Source organism: Sphingomonas glacialis, from assembly GCF_014653575.1.
Taxonomy (GTDB): domain Bacteria; phylum Pseudomonadota; class Alphaproteobacteria; order Sphingomonadales; family Sphingomonadaceae; genus Sphingomonas; species Sphingomonas glacialis.
Window position 1 is genome coordinate 1 of record NZ_BNAQ01000025.1, and the last position, 4495, is coordinate 4495.

Consider the following 4495-nt stretch of genomic DNA (forward strand, 5'->3'; position numbering starts at 1 on the left):
TGATCCTCGTGGTCTTCGCAAACCCCGGTGAATCACAAGCTACTGAAATCGCTCAACTCAATTTTCGGTCGGGCTCTAATAGGCAAACGGTTGGAGCGCGTAGGCTACGCCGCTGCTGCTCAGAATGAGATCGATTCCTATTTTGAAGAGCTGGACGCTCGTAACAATTGGCGGTCGGTCGATCGACTTCTTCCGACGCAGAAGGACAGCCAGCTCGCGCCCTATCATCGCAAGCTCGCTGCGGATCTCAAGACCAGTCTCAGCTTGGATGCGCCGGCAATCAATGACATCCTTGATGTGATGCTGGTCCCTGAGCATCGCTTCCTTGAAAAAGCCGCGGCCTTCCAGTTCCGAAAATCATGGCCCACCAACCGCAACGACGCGGTCGCTCTAGCAGCCACAGTCGGCGATCAGGCGCGCGCGTTGTCGTTAGGTGATCGCGACACCGGCTCCGATCTTGCCAGCCTGATATCCTATTTTTCGTCTGATATCCTCGCCCAGCTCTTCCACGATTATGGCCGACGGCTTCCCTATGCGGGCTTCGGGACAATGGTGGAGCTTTCACAAGGAATCACCCGCAACCTGCTCGTCAATTTGAAGCACATCTTCCGGCGTAGCCGCTTCGCCGGCGAAGAACCCTTCATGAGCGGGGTGATTTCCGTTAAGTCGCAATCCGATGGCGTTCGTGATGGCGCGTCCTGGTTCTGGGAAGACGCTCAGCCGCCGAGTGGCGGCCTTCAGGTTCGCGACGCTGTCGAAAGCATAGCGGTGTTATTTCGGACCGTCCGCCTTAGCCATTCGCCGTCCGAATGCGCGCTTTGCGCCTTTAGCGTGCCATGGGACTTGCTCAGCGAAAATAGCCGGCGAACCTTGATGGTCGCGGAAAACTGGTCGTATCTCGTCAAGCTGCAAGAGGGGCGGCGCAACAAGAACAGCAAGCGGATCGACGCACTCTATCAGCTCGGGCCGATGCTGGCGCCTCGCTGGGAAGTGTCCGAACATCGTCGCGGCACGATCGAACTGCAACGCGACCTTGCCGATGCCATGCTTGATCCGGCGCACCGCGCCGAGCTTCCGAACCTGATGAAAAAGCGGCTCGCGCGTCTCGTCAAACCATCGAGGTCAGACACTCCAACGGACCCGCGGCTGATCTGACATGCAGCACGATATCGGGGCGCTGCTCGACGCCAAAATCGAGCTGAGTGACGTCGCCGCGCGCGGGGACAACTGGGATCTCTTCATATCCGCCTACAACAACAGCCAGCGGGTCCAAACCGTCTTCCCGCATGTCTTGGCCAAGCGTCGCAGCTGGTGGGTGATTCCGGAATATGGCTACCGCCCCGAGGATCTAGCCGACCTCGACAATCCCGTCGTGCTGACTCGCGGCACGGAAGCGCAGGTCGTGAAGGCAGGCCTCGCTGGCAGCGGCTTTGACCCCGGCGTCGATAAGCGCCTCTGCATCGATATCACCGGGTTGATGCGGCCGCACATCCTCTTCCTGATGGCGCATCTTCAGGATATCGGGGTCACCCAATTCGACCTCCTATATACCGAGCCTGCGCAATATTCGCGCCGAGCCGAGACGCGCTTTTCCATCGGCGAAGATGTTCGGGTGGTCTCGGTGGAGGGCTATGTCGGCGCCCATGATGCGGATACCACCGGCGACCTACTGATGATCGGCATCGGCTATGATCACCATCTCATCTCGCACGCAATCCAGGCCAAAGAAAACGCCCGGGTCGTGGAACTGCACAGCTTCCCGTCGCTCAGCGCCGACATGTATCATGAGAGCATCCTGAGGCTGGATCGGGTGAGCAGCGAGCGCTCGCGGGTCGGCGACGAGGTCCAATATAGCAGCGCCAATGACCCGTTCGTCGTGGCCGCTTCGCTGGCGTCGGCTGTCCGGACCGCCGGGACACGGCGTCGCGTCACCAACATCTATTTTTCGCCGCTCGCGACCAAGCCCCAAGCTGTTGGCTTCGGTCTCTACTATCTCAAATACATGCGCGGGACACCAACCTCGATCATCTATCCGTTGAGCCCAAACTACGACAAAGAGACCTCTACAGGCGTCGGTCGATCCTGGGTCTACCCTATTCATCTATGACTGGACCGCTCCGTCGAACGATCTCCCGCTAATCCTACGGGTTTCGAAGCAGGAATACAGCACGCTGGTTCGACATTGATACAGAACGACAGCTTTTAGGGGTCAGTATCGGCCGGCTGAACGGCACGAATGACGCGCGTGGCTGTCGACGCGTGATCCTGAATGAACGTCGGCTAACCTCGACTGGTAGCTCCAAACCGGCCATTCCGGTTTCCACCCACGAATCACCCCAAGAGCAGCCCGTCAGCGCATCGCCAGAATCATGCTGAAAGCAGCCGGTTATCCCTCCACTAAAGGTGCCATGCCAACGCAGTAGCCCAGACCACCGCACCACAAGGCTTGCTTCCGAGGCGTCTCCAGAACCGCCAATCTCACGTCTTTCTACTACGCTCGCGTTCGATAGCGTTGCCGCCAGTGTCGAATCCTATCCGCAGACCGCAGGTTCTACGATGCGGAAGGAGCCTCCACGGTTTGCCCGATAAGTTGATAGAGCCGTATCACGTCGACCAGAGGCTCACGGGATCTGCAAGATGGCGAAGTCAGACGATAGCAAACCGATGCCGTCCAACGACGATGATCCCGTCGGTGGGCCCGATTCGCGTTTGCTGGAGCTGGTTACAATACTAGCCCAATCGTCAGCACGGCGTTATTATGCAGAAAAGATGCGGGACTATGTGGAGACCCGCCCCTGATCTGGAGCATGCGCCATGAAGGTTGGCCTCTACGCTCGCTACTCGAGCGACAATCAGCGCGATGCGTCGATTCACGACCAGTTTCAGGTGTGCCGTGCCTTTGCGGAAAAGCAAGGCTGGCAGGTCGTTGAAGAATATTCGGATCACGCAGTCTCAGGCGCCTCACTGCTGCGCCCTGGAATTCAGGCGCTGATCACGGACGCCACGCGGGGTCGATTTCAGTGCGTGCTCGCCGAGGCGATGGATCGGCTTTCGCGGGATCAGGAGGACATCGCCGGGCTGTTCAAGCGGATGGTCTATGGCAATGTGAAGATCGTCACCTTGGCCGAGGGCGAGGTTTCGCATCTGCACATCGGCCTCAAGGGTACGATGAACGCGTTGTTCGTGAAGGATCTGGCCGACAAGACCCACCGCGGCCTTCGCGGGAGGGTCGAGCAGGGCAAGTCCGGCGGCGGCAACGCCTATGGTTATGCTGTGGTGCGGAGTGCGGATTCTGAGGGGGACGTCGGTCGCGGCGATCGAAAGATCAAGCCGGACGAGAGCGCTATTGTTCAGCGCATCTTTCGCGAGTTCGCTGGCGGTAAGTCAGCAAAGAAGATTGCGGGAGACCTGAACCGGGATGGCATCCCCGGCCCCTCGGGCGGCGCCTGGGGATTCAGCACGATCCTCGGCAACAGCAAACGCGGCACCGGCATCCTCAACAACGAATTATATACCGGACGCCTCGTCTGGAACCGGCAACGATACATCAAGGATCCCGAGACCGGCCGGCGGCAGGCCCGGCCGAACCCGCCCGAGGAATGGATCACCCATAATGTGCCGGCGCTTCGCATTGTTGAAGCTGCATTATGGGACGCCGCCAAGAACCGTCAGGCCCAGACGCAGCTCAGCGCCCCTCCAGGCGGGGCTATCGCCACGTTCCGCGATCGCGCGAGGGCGCGGTATCTTCTTTCCGGCCTGACAAAGTGCGGAGTCTGCGGTGGAGGTTACTCACAAATTTCGTCGACTTCGGTGGGATGCTCGACGGCACGCAACAAGGGCACGTGCAACAATCGGGTGAACATCCGTCGTGACGTGCTCGAAACCCGCGTGTTGAGTGCGCTTCGCGACCGGCTGATGGAGCCCGCGCTGTTCAAGCGGTTCTGCGAAGAATTCACGCGGGAGACGAACCGCCTTCGGATGGAAGGGCGTGCCAAGATTGATGCGATGAATGCGGAGATTTCTCGGATCAATAAGGACCTCGATATGCTGATCGAACTGATCCTGAGGGGCGGCAACGGCGAAACGTTAAGCGCCAAAATGCTCAAACTGGAAGAGCGTCGCCGCTTCCTAAACCAGGAACTGGCAATCGCGGTTGAGCCGCCGCCGTTGCTCCATCCGGAAATGGCGACGCATTACCGCCAGGAACTCGACAAGCTTTACGAGGCCCTCGAGCAAAGTGACGATATCGTGCGACTGCGTGCGTCGGAAGTGCTGCGCTCGCTGATGGAAAGCGTCGTCCTGACGCCAAGTGAGAGCGCGCTGACAATCGACCTCAAAGGCGATCTCGCGAGCATCCTTCACATCGCCGCAAACGCAAAAAATCCCGCTGCTTGCACAGCGGGGAATTCGCAATTTGAGTTGGTTGCGGGGACAGGATTTGAACCTGTGACCTTCAGGTTATGAGCCTGACGAGCTACCGGGCTGCTCCACCCCG

Annotated in this window: 3 protein-coding genes; all 3 read left to right on the plus strand. The window is 59.2% G+C overall.

The window, feature by feature from the left end:
• The first annotated feature begins 27 nt into the window (after positions 1–27).
• Complete coding sequence (locus IE187_RS21025) at positions 28–1155, plus strand: ORC-CDC6 family AAA ATPase (RefSeq protein WP_438810944.1); 1128 nt, start codon at positions 28–30, stop codon at positions 1153–1155.
• Position 1156: 1 nt separating this feature from the next.
• Complete coding sequence (locus IE187_RS21030; RefSeq protein WP_189677945.1) at positions 1157–2107, plus strand: hypothetical protein; 951 nt, start codon at positions 1157–1159, stop codon at positions 2105–2107.
• Between the two features lie 707 nt (positions 2108–2814).
• Entirely contained in the window at positions 2815–4464 is a 1650-nt protein-coding gene (locus tag IE187_RS21035; RefSeq protein ID WP_189677946.1) for a recombinase family protein, read from the plus strand.
• Positions 4465–4495 lie beyond the last annotated feature (31 nt).